General features: G+C 70.2%; 10 protein-coding genes. 2 read left to right on the top strand and 8 right to left on the bottom strand.

The features are described from left to right. Positions 1 to 31: 31 nt before the first annotated feature. Together glmS and ABZ478_RS00935 are read right to left on the bottom strand one after the other, a co-directional pair. Positions 32 to 1849 carry a glutamine--fructose-6-phosphate transaminase (isomerizing) gene (glmS, locus tag ABZ478_RS00930; protein ID WP_359544376.1) on the bottom strand — a complete coding sequence of 606 codons (1818 nt, stop codon included), beginning with the start codon at positions 1847 to 1849 and terminating at the stop codon, positions 32 to 34. A gap of 26 nt (positions 1850 to 1875) precedes the next feature. Beyond that, the gene (locus ABZ478_RS00935; RefSeq protein ID WP_359544377.1) at positions 1876 to 2133 is read right to left on the bottom strand and encodes a hypothetical protein; all 258 of its coding nucleotides are present in this window, start codon (positions 2131 to 2133) and stop codon (positions 1876 to 1878) included. A 165-nt stretch (positions 2134 to 2298) separates the two neighbouring features. Between ABZ478_RS00935 and ABZ478_RS00940 the strand changes: the two genes are divergently transcribed. Together ABZ478_RS00940 and ABZ478_RS00945 are read left to right on the top strand one after the other, a co-directional pair. After that, positions 2299 to 3864, top strand: coding sequence for a metallophosphoesterase family protein (locus tag ABZ478_RS00940; protein WP_359544378.1), 1566 nt, complete (start codon positions 2299 to 2301; stop codon positions 3862 to 3864). 119 nt (positions 3865 to 3983) lie between these two features. After that, positions 3984 to 5588, top strand: a complete 1605-nt coding sequence (locus ABZ478_RS00945) for a beta-N-acetylhexosaminidase (RefSeq protein ID WP_359544379.1) — start codon at positions 3984 to 3986, stop codon at positions 5586 to 5588. A 62-nt stretch (positions 5589 to 5650) separates the two neighbouring features. Here the strand turns inward: ABZ478_RS00945 and ABZ478_RS00950 are convergent, their stop codons facing one another. From ABZ478_RS00950 to ABZ478_RS00975, 6 genes are all read right to left on the bottom strand, one after another. Next, positions 5651 to 7420 carry an IucA/IucC family siderophore biosynthesis protein gene (locus tag ABZ478_RS00950; RefSeq protein ID WP_359544380.1) on the bottom strand — a complete coding sequence of 590 codons (1770 nt, stop codon included), beginning with the start codon at positions 7418 to 7420 and terminating at the stop codon, positions 5651 to 5653. Further along, positions 7417 to 7956, bottom strand: a complete 540-nt coding sequence (locus tag ABZ478_RS00955; RefSeq protein WP_359544381.1) for a GNAT family N-acetyltransferase — start codon at positions 7954 to 7956, stop codon at positions 7417 to 7419. The genes ABZ478_RS00950 and ABZ478_RS00955 overlap by 4 nt, the downstream gene beginning before the upstream one ends. Further along, entirely contained in the window at positions 7953 to 9239 is a 1287-nt protein-coding gene (locus tag ABZ478_RS00960; RefSeq protein ID WP_359544382.1) for a lysine N(6)-hydroxylase/L-ornithine N(5)-oxygenase family protein, read from the bottom strand. The genes ABZ478_RS00955 and ABZ478_RS00960 overlap by 4 nt, the downstream gene beginning before the upstream one ends. After that, positions 9223 to 10665 (bottom strand): lysine decarboxylase DesA, encoded by a 1443-nt coding sequence (desA, locus tag ABZ478_RS00965; protein ID WP_359544383.1) that lies wholly within the window; start codon positions 10663 to 10665, stop codon positions 9223 to 9225. The genes ABZ478_RS00960 and desA overlap by 17 nt, the downstream gene beginning before the upstream one ends. 143 nt (positions 10666 to 10808) lie before the next feature. Next, complete coding sequence (locus tag ABZ478_RS00970; protein WP_359544384.1) at positions 10809 to 11630, bottom strand: siderophore-interacting protein; 822 nt, start codon at positions 11628 to 11630, stop codon at positions 10809 to 10811. 38 nt (positions 11631 to 11668) lie between these two features. After that, positions 11669 to 12715: an ABC transporter substrate-binding protein gene (locus ABZ478_RS00975; RefSeq protein ID WP_359544385.1), complete on the bottom strand. Its 1047-nt coding sequence runs from the start codon at positions 12713 to 12715 to the stop codon at positions 11669 to 11671. Between the last annotated feature and the right edge of the window lie 37 nt (positions 12716 to 12752).

Raw genomic sequence — 12752 nt, forward strand, 5'->3', positions numbered from 1 at the left:
CGTTCTTCGCGCCGTCGGGCGGAGGGAGTCGCTACTCCACCGTGACGGACTTCGCCAGGTTCCTCGGCTTGTCGATGTCCCGGCCCAGGGCCTTCGCCGTGTGGTAGGCGAGGAGCTGGAGCGGGATGCCCAGGAGGATCGGGTCCAGCTCGTCCTCGTTCTTCGGGACCACGATGGTCCGGTCGGCCTTCTCCTGCTCCTGGTGCGCCACCGCGAGGATCTTGCCGCTGCGGGCCTTGATCTCCTCCAGGGCCGCGCGGTTCTTCTCCAGCAGGTCGTCGTCGGGGACGATCGCGACCGTCGGCAGGGCCGGCTCGATGAGGGCCAGCGGGCCGTGCTTCAGCTCGGAGGCGGGGTAGGCCTCGGCGTGGATGTAGGAGACCTCCTTGAGCTTCAGGGAGGCCTCGCGGGCCACCGGGTAGCCCCGGACGCGGCCGATGAAGAGCATGGAGCGGGCCTCGGCGTAGCTCTCGGCGAGCTGCCTGATGTCCTCCTCCTGCTTGAGGATCTCGGTGATCTGCTCCGGCAGCCTGCGCAGGCCCTCGATGATCCGCTTGCCGTCGCGCACCGAGAGGTCGCGGGTGCGGCCGAGGTGCAGGGCGAGCAGGGCGAAGGCGACCGTGGTGTTGGTGAAGCACTTCGTCGAGACGACGCAGACCTCGGGACCGGCGTGCACGTAGATGCCGCCGTCGGCCTCGCGGGCGATCGCGGAACCCACCACGTTGACCACGCCGAGCACCCGGGCGCCCTTGCGCTTCAGCTCCTGCACGGCGGCGAGCACGTCGTACGTCTCACCGGACTGGGAGACCGCGACGTACAGCGTGTCGGGGTCCACGACCGCGTTGCGGTAGCGGAACTCGGAGGCCGGCTCGGCGTCGGCGGGGATGCGGGCCAGCTCCTCGATCATCTGGGCGCCGATCATGCCCGCGTGGTACGAGGTGCCGCAGCCGAGGATCTTCACGCGGCGGATCCGGCGCGCCTCGCGGGCGTCCAGGTTGAGGCCGCCCAGGTGCACGGTGGAGAACCGCTCGTCGATGCGGCCGCGCAGCACCCGGTCCACGGCGTCGGCCTGCTCGTGGATCTCCTTGTGCATGTACGTGTCGTGGCCGCCCATGTCGTACGACGCCGCCTCCCACTCCACGGTGGTCGGCTCGGCGCTGGTGCGGGTGCCCTCGGTGGTGTACGTGCGGAAGTCGTCGGCCTTGAGGGTGGCCATCTCGCCGTCGTCCAGCGTGACGATCTGCCGGGTGTGGGCGACCAGGGCGGCGATGTCCGATGCGACGAACATCTCCTTCTCGCCGATGCCGAGGACCACCGGGGAGCCGTTGCGGGCCACCACGATGCGGTCGTTGAAGTCGGCGTGCATCACCGCGATGCCGTACGTGCCCTCGACCAGCCGGAGGGTCTCGCGGACCTTGTCCTCCAGCTTCTCGGCCGTGGAGCGGGCGATGAGGTGGGTGAGGACCTCGGTGTCGGTCTCGGAGAGGAACTCGACGCCGTCGGCCTCCAGCTTGCGGCGCAGGTCGGCGGCGTTGTCGATGATGCCGTTGTGCACGACGGCGACCTTGCTGTCGGCCGACATGTGCGGGTGGGCGTTCACGTCGGAGGGGGCGCCGTGGGTGGCCCAGCGGGTGTGGGCGATACCGGTGGTGCCCTTGAAGCGTGCCGGGACCTTGGCCTCCAGGTCGCGCACCCGGCCCTTGGCCTTGACCATCCGCAGGCCGGCCGTCTTCGGGGACGTGACGACGATGCCCGCCGAGTCGTAGCCGCGGTACTCCAGGCGCTGCAGGCCCTCCAGGAGCAGCGGAGCCACGTCACGCCTGCCGATGTATCCGACAATTCCGCACATGTATAGGTATCTCTCAGTCTGGCGTCTCAGCCGTAGACCATGCGGCGCAGCTGCCTGAGCGTCAGCTCCGGCGGCGCCACCGCCCGGTATTTCAGGTCCGCCTCGATCCGGTCGAAGATCGCCGTGTTCGTCAGGCCCTGGGCCTGCAGCTCGCGGTGGCGGCGACGGACGTAGTCGTGCGTCGTCTCGTCGAAATAGGCGAGCACGTCCTGCACCACCCGCAGCGCCTCGCCCCTGCTCAGGGGCGTGGATCGCGTCAGGTGATCGACAAGTTCCTCGTGCACCCGGTAGATCCTGGGGTAAGAGCGCGAGTTTCGCAAGAATCCTGCCCGATTCCGGGCAGGGGGCTGTTGGAAGTCTTATGGCGCTCTGTTTGCGGGCTGTCCACCCTGTGTCCCGCGCCGCGTTGCCCGGCCGGACGAGTTTCAGACGTCATGGACATTCCTCGTATGGGAGTACCCGAGAAGCTGGCCGCGCGCATGGGCATGGCCGAGCGGCACGAGTATCTGCGCTCCAGGTTCTCGCGGCGCACGATGATCAGGGGCGGCGCCGTCACCCTGGGCGCCGTCACCGGCGGCGCGTTCGTGTCGGGCGCCAGTGCCCGGGCCACGGTCGCCACCCCGCGCACCGCGCCCGCGGCCGAGCGGGTCGACGGCTCCCTGGTCGCTCCCTTCGGCCGCCACCTCGCCTGGGGCAACGACCCCCGGACCGAGATCAGCGTCTCCTGGCAGGTCCCCGTCGCGGTGAAGAAGCCCTTCATCCGCGTCGGCGCCCACCCCTGGGACCTCTCCCGCCGGATCGACGCCGAGGTCCGCACCCTCCACACCCCGGCGGGTGTCGGCGCGAGCGGCGACCACACCCAGTACTACCTGCACGCAAAGCTCACCCACCTGCGGCCCGGCTGCACCTATTACTACGGCGTCGGCCACCAGGGCTTCGACCCGGCCGAGCCCCACCTGCTGGGCACCCTGGGCACCTTCACCACCGCCCCCGCCCACAAGGCGCCCTTCACCTTCACCGCCTTCGGCGACGAGGGTGTCGGCTATCACGGCCTGGCCAACAACGCTCTGATCCTCGGCCAGAACCCGGCCTTCCACCTGCACGCCGGCGACATCGCCTACGGCGACCCGGCCGGCCAGGGCAAGGCCAGTGACACCGGCTTCGACTCGCGCACCTGGGACCAGTTCCTGCACCAGACCGAGTCGGTCGCCAAGCAGGTCCCCTGGATGCCCGCCTACGGCAACCACGACATGGAGGCCTGGTACTCGCCCAACGGCTACGGCGGCGAGGACGCCCGCTGGACCCTCCCCGACAACGGTCCGGACCGCGAGAACCTGCCCGGCGTCTACTCCTTCGTCTACGGCAACACCGCCGTCATCTCGCTCGACGCCAACGACATCTCCTTCGAGATCCCCGCGAACCTGGGCATCTCCGGCGGAACCCAGACCTCCTGGCTGGAGGCGCGGCTCAAGCGGTACCGCGCCGCGAAGGACGTCGACTTCATCGTCGTCTTCTTCCACCACTGCGCCTACTGCACCTCCACCGCGCACGCCTCGGAGGGCGGTGTCCGCCAGGAGTGGGTGCCGCTGTTCGAGAAGTACACCGTGGACCTGGTCATCAACGGCCACAACCACCAGTACGAGCGCACCGACGTCATCAAGGCGGGCCGGGTCACCAGGAAGCTGCCGATCGGCGGCACCGCCCACCCCGAGACCGACGGCGTGGTCTACGTCACGGCCGGCGCGGCGGGCCGCGGTCTGTACGCCTTCTCCGCCCCGGACTCCTACGAGGGCCACGAGCACGAGGTCGACTCGGTCGCCTCCTTCGTCAACACCGAGGACGGCAAACGGAACGAGACGGTCACCTGGTCCCGGGTGCGCTACCTCGACTACTCCTTCCTGCGCGTGGACGTCACACCCGCGCCGAAGGGCCGCCGGACCACGCTGACGGTGTCGGGCATCGCCGAGACCGGCAGGCGCATCGACCACTTCACGGTGGCCCGTACGGCGAAGTAGGGGCCGGACGGCCGCACCGAGGGCCCAACCGCCGTTCCTGCGGGGGATTTCCGCAGGGCGGGGATTGATTCACCGGATCTGCGGGAGAGTGGTCTTTACCACTCGTGAAGGGAGCGCATGTGAGACGGCACCACAGCACGACTCCCCGGCTGACCCGCGTCCTCGGATCCCTGCTGCTCGTCGCGGCGGCGGGCGTGACCGCCGTCGGCGCGGCCCCGGCGCCGACGGCCGCCGCGGCGCCCACCCCACTGGCCCGGGTGGTCCCGGCGCCCGCCGAGACACAGCCCGGCGGGCGTCCGTACCGCGTCACCTGGGCCACCGGCGTCCGCGTGGACGGCTCGGACGAGGTCCGCCGGATCGGCGAGTACCTCGCCGGCATCCTGCGCCCGTCCACCGGCTACCGCGTGCCGGTCACCGAGACCGGCACCCGCGGCATCCGACTCCACCTGACCGGCGACCGGTTCGGCGCCGAGGGCTACCGGCTGACCAGCGGACCCACGGGCGTCACCATCACCGCGAGCGCCCCCGCCGGCCTCTTCCACGGCGTCCAGACCCTGCGCCAGCTCCTTCCGGCGTCCGTCGAGCGCAAGAGCCTCCAGCCCGGCCCGTGGCGGATCGCCGGCGGCACCGTCGAGGACCGCCCCCGCTACACCTACCGCGGCGCCATGCTGGACGTCTCCCGGCACTTCTTCACCGTCGGTCAGGTCAAGCGCTACATCGACGAGCTGGCCCTGTACAAGATCAACACCCTGCATCTGCACCTCAGCGACGACCAGGGCTGGCGGATCGCCGTCGACTCCTGGCCCCGCCTGACCACCTACGGCGGCTCCACCCAGGTCGGCGGCGGCAAGGGCGGCTACTTCACCAAGGCCGACTACCAGGACATCGTCCGCTACGCCGCCTCCCGCTATCTGGAGGTGGTGCCCGAGATCGACATGCCCGGCCACACCAACGCGGCCCTCGCCTCCTACGCGCAGCTCAACTGCGACGGCACCGCACCCCCGCTCTACACCGGCACCCAGGTCGGCTTCAGCTCGCTGTGCGTACCGAAGGAGGTGACGTACGACTTCGTGGACGACGTGATCCGCGAACTGGCCGCGATCACCCCCGGCCGCTATCTGCACATCGGCGGCGACGAGGCGCACTCCACGAGCCACGCCGACTACGTGAAGTTCATGAACCGCGTCCAGCCGGTCGTCGGCAGGTACGGCAAGACGGTCATCGGCTGGCACCAGCTCACCGGGGCCACCCCCGTCAAGGGCGCCCTCGCCCAGTACTGGGGCGTGGAAGGCACCAGCGCCACGGAGAAGGCCCAGGTGGCCAAGGCCGCCCAGAACGGCACCGGCCTGATCCTGTCCCCGGCCGACCGGTTCTACCTCGACATGAAGTACACCGCGAGCACGCGGCTGGGCACCAAGTGGGCGGGCTACGTCGAGGTGCGGCGCTCCTACGACTGGAACCCCGGCAGCTACCTGCCCGGCGCGCCGGCCTCGGCGGTCCGGGGGGTCGAGGCGCCGCTGTGGTCGGAGACCCTCACCAAGTCCTCCGACATCGAGTACATGGCCTTCCCGCGCCTGCCCGGAGCGGCCGAGCTGGGCTGGTCCCCGGCGGCCACCCACGACTGGGACACCTACAAGGTCCGGCTCGCGGCCCAGGCCCCGCGCTGGGACGCCCTGGGGATGAGCTACTACAAGTCGCCCCAGGTCCCCTGGCCGGCGGGCTGAGCACAGCACGACGGGCACCCCGCGGGGCCGTACCGCGGGGCGCCCGTCCGTCCCTCAGGACATCAGAACCCCGCGACGGGGTTGTCCAGATGTCCCACGAGCTGCAGCGCGCCGGACGGATCGGCGAGGTCCACCATCTGCCGGTTGTCGCGCAGCTGGAGCCGGTTGAGGCAGGACAGCGCGAACCGGGGGGCGAACATGTCGTACCGCTCGAACCGGTCGGCCAGTTCGGGCGCCGACCGCTGGTACTCGCGGGTGACCTCGGCGACCACGCGCCAGAAGCCGTCCTCCGCCAGGATCCCCTCGGTGGCGAGGTTCGCCGCCAGGAACCGGAAGAAGCAGTCGAAGACGTCCGTGAAGACCGACAGCAGCTTCTGGTCCTCGGGCACCTCGACGCGGATCCGCCGCACCTCCGGCGGCAGCGCCGCGTCGGGGTCCATGACGACGATCTCCTCGGCGATGTCCTTGTAGATCGCGCGCTCCACCACCCCGTCCCGCAGTACGAGGATCACGTTCTCGCCGTGCGGCATGAAGGCCAGGTCGTAGGCGTAGAAGCTGTGCAGCAGCGGGGTGAGGTAGGCCCGCAGGTAGTGCCGCAGCCACTCGGCGGGCGGGAGGCCGGAGCGCTCGATGAGCGCGCCCGCGAAGGAGGCGCCCGCGTCGTCGACGTGCAGCAGCGAGGCCATGGTGGCCAGTGACTCGCCCTCGCGCAGGGACGGCACCGGGCTCTCCCGCCACAGCGCGGCCAGCATCTTCCGGTAGGGCGAGTAGCGGTCGGTGGCGCGCTCGTACTCCAGGTGCCGGTAGCCGACGGCCGCCCGCTCCCGGATGACCGACAGACCGGTGGACTTCAGCACGGGATCGTTCTCGACGAGCTTGGCGAGCCAGTCGTTGATCGCCGGGGTCGCCTCCATGTAGGCGGCCGAAAGTCCGCGCATGAAGCCCATGTTGAGGACGGACAGGGCCGTCTTCACATAGTGCCGGCGCGGGTCGGAGGTGTTGAAGAAGGTCCGGATGGACTGCTGGGCCAGGTACTCGTCGTCACCCTCGCCGAGGCACACCAGATGCCGGCGGGCCACCTCGGCGGCGAAGGTGACGGCGAGCTTGTTCCACCACTGCCAGGGATGCACCGGGATGAGCAGGTACTCGGCGGGATCGAGTCCCTGACCGGTGAGGGTGGCCCGGAACCGCTCCAGGGTCTCCTCGCCCAGCTCCGCCCGCAGGAACGACTCGTACTCGATCCCCGCCCCCGCGGTGAACGCGGCCCGCGAGCGGTGCGCGGCCAGCCACACCAGCCGGACGGGGCTCGCGGTCTCCGGGGCGTACGACAGGTACTCGTGGACGCCGAAGCCGAGCCGCCCGTTGTTGGCGACGAAGCAGGGGTGGCCCTCGGTCATCCCGGTCTCGATGTCCTGGAAGGAGCTTCGCGCGAGCTCCGCGGCGGTGACGCGGGGCTTGGTCAGCTTGTAGCAGGTGCCCGCGAGGGTGGAGGAGATCTCCTCCAGGTAGACCGGCAGGATCTCGTCGCTCAGTCCCAGGGCGTCCCGCATCTCGATGAAGAAGTCCAGCGCCGCGAGCGGGAGTTCGGCCCCGGCGCGGTGCCGGGTGATGGACTCGGCGTCGACCTGCCAGTGGTCCAGGGCGCGGCGGACGGCGGTGAACCGGTACCGGGTGAGCCCGTCGTCGCTGCGGACGACGTACCCCCCGCCGTCCTCCTCCGGGGTGAGCAGCCGTTCGTGGGCGAACTCCGCGAGCGCCTTGCGCAGGAGCAGCCGGTTGGCCCGCTCCCAGCGCTCGGGGGAGAGGTGGGCGACGGCGTCGGCGGGGCTCATGCGGACACCGCCTTCAGGAACCGCTCGCGTGTGCAGAAACTCAGCAGCGCCCGCTTCTCCGGCTTCTGGATCTCGCGCTCGGGCACGAACCCGACCGCCGCGTTCAGGGCGTGCACCGCCGTGTTGCCCACATCGGGCTCGACCACGACCCGCCGGGTCGCCGGGTCCTCGAAGAGGTGCGCCATCACGGCGGTGATGACGGCCCGGGTGAACCCGTGCACGGGGGTGTCGGTGGGGGCGACGAGGAAGTGCATGCCGACGTCGCCGGGCCGCGGCTCGTACAGCCCGACCAGCTCGCGGTGGGCCGGGTCGTACTTCTCCATCAGGAAGACGGGCTCCCCGTCGCGCAGCCCGAGGAGGGCGTGGTGGTGCTCGTCGGCCGCGATCTCCATGTAGGCCCGCTCGACGTCCTGGAGTCTCGCGTCCTGCATCATCCAGAACGCCGCCTTGGGGTGGGTGACCCAGCCGTGCAGCAGTCCGGCGTCCCTCAGCGGGTCGAGCGGCCGGAGGGTGAACGTCGTGGTGTCGCTGGTCATACGGCGAACTCCTGGAAGGCGATGGTCTTCTCGACCGGGTAGTACTCCGTGCCGAGCAGCTCCCGGATGATGTACGCGTTCCGGTACGCGCCCATGCCCAGGTCGGGGCTGGTGATGCTGTGGGTGTGGACGCCGGCGTTCTGCAGGAAGACGCCGCGGCCGGTGACGTCGATGGCGTAGTTGCGGGCGACGTCGAAGCGGCCGTGGCCGTCGAAGTTCAGGCGCTCGCGCACCGGCTCCAGGAAGGCCGGCGGCCGGTAGTGGTAGCCGGTCGCCAGTATCAGGCCCTCGGAGCGGATCTCGAAGTCCTTGCCCTGCTCGTCCTGGTGGAAGCCGAGCGTGTACGCGCCGTCCTCGTGACGGGCCTCGGTCAGCGTGGAGTTGGTGAGCAGCCGGGTGGGCACCGGGCGGTCGCCGCTCTCCACGTTCTTCTGGTAGAGCAGGTCGAAGATCGAGTCGATCAGGTCCGAGTTGATGCCCTTGAACAGGCCCTTCTGCTGCTCCTCCAGCCGGTAGCGGGTCTCCTCGGGCAGCGCCCGGAAGTAGTCGATGTAGTCCGGGGAGGTCATCTCCAGGGTCAGCTTGGTGTACTCCAGCGGGAAGAACCGCGGGGAGCGGGTGACCCAGTTCAGCTCGTAGCCGTGGAGGTCGATCTCGGCCAGCAGCTCGTGGTAGATCTCGGCGGCGCTCTGGCCGCTGCCGACGATCGTGAGGGACTTGCGGGCCCGCAGGTCGGCCTTGCGGTGCATGTACCGCGCGGTGTGGACGACGTCGTCGCCGAGGTCCCGGCAGGCCTCGGGGACGAACGGGACCGTGCCCGTGCCGAGGACCAGGTGCCGGGCGCGGAACGTCTCGCCGGCCGCGGTGCGGACGACGTACACCTCGTCCTCGTACGTCACCTCGGTGACCGTGGTGCCGAAGCGGACGCTGCTGAGCCTTCCCGCCGCCCAGCGGCAGTAGTCGTCGTACTCGACGCGCAGCGGGTAGAAGTTCTCCCGGATGTAGAACGGGTACAGCCTGCCCTTCTCCTTCAGGTAGTTGAGGAAGGAGTACGGGGAGGTGGGGTCGGCCAGGGTGACCAGGTCCGACATGAACGGGGTCTGCAGGTGGGCGCCGTCCAGGAACATGCCGGCGTGCCACTCGAAGCCGGGCTTGGAGTCCAGGAAGACGCCGTTCAGTTCGGCGATCGGCTCGGTCAGGCAGGCGAGGCCCAGGTTGAAGGGGCCGAGCCCGATCCCCACGAAGTCGTACGGGTCGGTCGGGGCTTCAGGACGCGCGGTCAAGGAACTCTCCCAGGTACTGCTCGGCGTGGCCGGCGATCAGGTCCAGGACGGCGGTGATGTCGGCCGTCGTCGTCTCGGGGTTGAGCAGGGTGAACTTCAGGTAGTGGCGGCCGCCGACCTTGGTGCCCGCGACCACGGCGTCGCCGGAGGCGAACAGCGCCTTGCGGGCGTACAGGTTGGCGCGGTCGATCTCGGCCGGGTCGGTGACCGCCGCCGGGACGTAGCGGAAGACGAGGGTGGACAGAGCGGGCTCGACGACCACGTCGTAGCGGGGGTCGCCGGCGAGCAGCCGCCAGCCCTGCCGGGCCAGTTCGCAGACCTCGTCGAAGAGCTGCCCGATGCCGTCGGCGCCCATGGTGCGCAGCGTCAGCCACAGCTTGAGGGCGTCGAACCGGCGGGTGGTCTGCAGGGACTTGTCCACCTGGTTGGGGATGCGTTCCTGCACCATGCGGCGGGGGTTGAGGTACTCGGCGTGGTAGGTGGCGTGCCGCAGGGTGGCCGCGTCCCGGACCAGCAGCGCGGAGGAACTCACCGGCTGGAAGAAGGACTTGTGGTAGTCGACGGTCACCGAGTCGGCGCGCTCGATGCCGTCGATGCGGTCCCGGTGCTTCAGCGAGGCGAGCAGCCCGCAGCCGTAGGCGGCGTCCACGTGCATCCACACGCCGTACTGGGCGCAGAGTTCGGCGATCTCGGGCAGCGGGTCGATGGAGCCGAAGTCGGTGGTGCCGGCGGTGGCGACCACGGCCATGGGCACGAGGCCGTCCTGTGCGCAGCGCTCCAGCTCATGGGCGAGCGCCACGGTCCGCATCCGCTTGTCGTGGCCGACGGGCACGGTGACCACGGAGTCCGGGCCCAGGCCGAGCAGTTTCGCGGACTTCCGGACGCTGAAGTGACTGGCCTCGGAGGCGAAGACGCGCAGTTTCCCGAGGCTGTCGCTCTTCGCCTCCTCCCGGGCCAGCAGCAGCGCCTGGAGGTTGGACTGGGTGCCTCCGGAGGTGAACACGCCGTCGGCGCTGGGTCCGAGTCCGATGCGGGCGGCCGTCCAGTCCACGAGCCTGCGCTCGATGAGGGTGCCGCCGGCCGACTGGTCCCAGGTGTCGAGGGAGGAGTTGACGGCGGAGAGCACCGCCTCGCCGAGCACCGCCGGGATGACCACCGGGCAGTTGAGGTGGGCGAGGTAGCGGGGGTGGTGGAAGTACACGGCGTCGCGGAGGTAGAGGTCCTCCAGCTCGTCCAGCACCGCGGCGGTGTCGCCGAGCGGCCGGTCGAGGTCGATCGCGTCGACGCGGGGGGCGAGGGCGTCGACGGTGACGCCGGTGAACGGACGGTCGGTGGTGGCGAGTTTGGCCGCCACCCGCTCTACTCCTTCGGTCACGGAGCGGCGGTAGTGCTCCGCTGTGAGGCCATTGAGCAGGTGCGAGCGCATGTGGGGGTCCTCCGGGGGGACTGTCCGTGCGGGATGGAAGGGGCGAAGTCGACGGCTTCAACTTAGGTTAGCCTAACCTAAGTTGACTGGATGGAGATACACCTCCGCAGTGACCGGGGTCACTGCGGAGGGAGTCGTTCGCTCTACTCCGAGGCGCGGAGCTGTTCCTCCGTCATGCCCTGCCGCCAGTAGCCGACGAAGGTGACGCGCCGTCGGTCGACACCGCGCTCGCCGACGAAGTGCCGCCGCAGCTCCCTGATCCGGCCGGACTCGCCCGCCATCCACACGTACGGCGCCTCGGCGGCGGGCAGTTCGGCGGCGCGCACGGTGTCGAGGGCCGTCGGGGACCCCGCGTGCCGTACGAGCCAGGTGATCTCCGCGTCCGCGTCGGTCGCCACGTCCTGGATGTCGCCGGCGTGCGGCACCTCCAGCCAGGCACGGACGCGGGTGCCCCCGGGCAGGGATTCGAGGATGGCGCAGGCGGCCGGCACGGCGGTCTCGTCGCCCCAGAGGAGGACGAGGTCGGTGCCGGCCGGCGGCCGGAAGCGGATCGCCCGGTTGTCGGCGATCGCCGGGCCGAGCAACAGCACACGGTCACCGGCGGCGGCCCGGGAGGCCCAGCGGGAGGCCGGCCCCGCGGGGGTGTGCAGGGCGAAGTCGATGTCGATCTCGTCGGGATCGCGCCGAAGCGCCCGGAGCGTGTAAGAACGCATCACGGCCCTTACGTCGTCCGGCAGTTCACGCCAGCCCTGCCACCAGCCGTCGCCCAGTTCGAGGGGTACGGCGGGTTCGGTCTGCCCCGGGTGCGGCAGGAACAGCGACAGGGACTGGTCGCGTCCGTCGGAGTGGAAGGCGTGCAGATCGTCCCCCGCGAAGGTGACCCGGACCAGAGACGGCCCCAGCCGCCTCGTCCGTACGACCTGAAGGGAGAAGAAACGGAACGGGGCGGCTACGGCCGTCGTCATGGGGGGGCTCCTGAGGTTGCCGTCCAGGAAAGGGGGTCTCAGCCGACCTTCTTGGCCTTCTCCAGTGCCTCGGCCAGGCCGGTGAGCAGCGGCACGCACTTGTCGTAGGAGAGGATCGGCTCGGGGGAGCGGGGGATGACCTGTCCCGCCTTGACCGCGGGCAGCTTCTTCCAGGTGGCCTTGGTGATGCCGGCCGGCTGGATGGCCGAGGTGCGGTCGTCCATCATGATGATGTCGGCCTTGTACTTGTCGACGTTCTCCCAGCTCAGCGACTCGTACCAGCCGCCGCCCTGCTTCTTGGCGCTCTCCGGGGGCTCGACGAAGTTCACGCCGAGGGCCTTGAAGTACTCCAGGTCGACGGAGAGGTTGGTGCCGGAGACGTAGAAGAGCTCGTCGCTCGCAGACCCCACCAGCACCTTGACGCCGGGCTTGGCCTTGGCGGCGGCGCGCAGCCGGGCCGATGCGTCCTCGAACCGCTTCTTGGCGTCCGTCACCTTCGCGGCCTTCATGTCGGCGCCGAGCGACTCGGCCAGCTTCCACATGCGCTGCAGCGGCTGGGTGAGCTGACGGTCGTAGACGGAGACGCCGACGCCGGGCGCGAGCTGGGCGATCTTCTTCTTCGACTCGTCGGGGACGTACCAGAGGGTGCCGGCGTCGTCGAACATGGTGCTGATGAGCACGTCGGGGGCGAGGGCCGCGTACTTCTCGATGTTGAACTGGCCCCAGGTGTTGCCGAGGATCGTCACCTTGCTGATGTCCATGTCGCCGGCCTGGACGTCGGCCTTGCCCGCGGTGGTCTTCGTCGGGCCGAAGACGCCCTTGACCTGGATGCCGTAGTCGTACAGCGCGGCGGCGGCGCCGGTGAACGCGACGATGTTCGCGGGGACCTTGTCCAGCTTCACCGTCGTGCCGCGGTCGTCCGTGAAGCTCCAGGGGCCGGACTTGCCGCCCTTGGCCTGTCCGCCGGACCCCGCGTCCTCGCCCTTGTCGTCACCGCAGGCCGCGAGCGCGGCACCGAGTCCGAGGGCGCCGCCCGCGGCGAGCAGACCGCGACGGGAGAAGTGGGTGGAACGGGCATGGGACATGGGTATGGCTGCTTTCGACCGGGGCGTGGCCGCCCGC

The organism is Streptomyces sp. NPDC005706 (genome assembly GCF_040631045.1).
Lineage (GTDB): Bacteria > Actinomycetota > Actinomycetes > Streptomycetales > Streptomycetaceae > Streptomyces.